This window comes from Nonomuraea mesophila (assembly GCF_004352805.1).
Taxonomy (GTDB): Bacteria; Actinomycetota; Actinomycetes; order Streptosporangiales; family Streptosporangiaceae; genus Nonomuraea; species Nonomuraea longispora.
Map to the genome: position 1 here is coordinate 1 of NZ_SMLD01000394.1, position 885 is coordinate 885.

The window sequence follows — 885 nt, forward strand, 5'->3', positions numbered from 1 at the left end:
CGCCAAGGCCCGAGCGTGCAGTGACCTTCCCGGTCTGCGCATCAGGAATCTCCGTTCGTCGCGTATTAGATGTGTGGCACTGTGATAATGATCGTGTGACTCGTCAGGTGCGCCTTCCCCCGGTGCGGCGTACGACCTCGGGTACCACGTGGTGTGGTGCCCGAAGTACCGCCGCCCGGTCCTTGGTGGGCGGGTGAAGTACCGCCTTGAGGAGCTGATCCGCGCCAAAGCCGACGAGCACGGCTGGGAGATCGTGGCGCTTGAGGTGATGCCGGACCACGTGCATCTGTTCGTCAAGCCCCACCCGAAGAACTCGCCGTCGTACGTGGCCAACCAGTTCAAGGGCTTCACGTCCCACCACCTGCGCGCCGAGTTCCCGCACCTGCGTTCCCAGTTGCCCACGCTGTGGTCACGGTCCTGCTTCGTGGCCACGGTCGGCGCGGTGTCGGCCCAGACGGTACAGCGTTATATCGAGACGCAGTACGACCGGCCGAAAGGTGGTGGCCGTGCGTAGGTCGTTCAAGTTCCTGCTGCGCCCGGCCACCAAGCAGGCCGCCGCGCTGGCCGCGTGCCTGGAGGACCACCGGCAGCTCTACAACGCCGCCCTCGAACACCGCCGCATCGCCTACCGCAAAGCCGGGGTGAGCGTCCGGTACGGCGACCAGTCGGGGGAGTTGAAGCACATCCGCACCGACGACCCGGACGGGCAGGGCCGGTGGTCGTTTTCGTCCCAGCAGGCCACCCTGCGGCGTCTGGACAAGGCGTTCCGCTCGTTCTTCGAGCGTGTCAAGGCCGGGCGCACCCCCGGGTTCCCCCGGTTCAAGGGACGCGGCTGGTTCGACACGGTGGAGTGGCCCAAAGACGGCGACGGCTGCCGGTGGGACT

The 885-nt window shown here is 67.0% G+C and carries 1 protein-coding gene and 1 pseudogene; both read left to right on the forward strand.

The window, feature by feature from the left end; translation table 11 throughout:
- Nucleotides 1-130: 130 nt before the first annotated feature.
- A pseudogene (tnpA, locus tag E1295_RS48230) lies at nt 131-514 on the forward strand (IS200/IS605 family transposase); the annotation flags it as partial.
- Nucleotides 507-885, forward strand: a 379-nt coding sequence (locus E1295_RS48235; protein ID WP_246081268.1) for a helix-turn-helix domain-containing protein, incomplete at its 3' end; no start/stop codon positions are given. The pseudogene tnpA and the gene E1295_RS48235, both read left to right, overlap by 8 nt.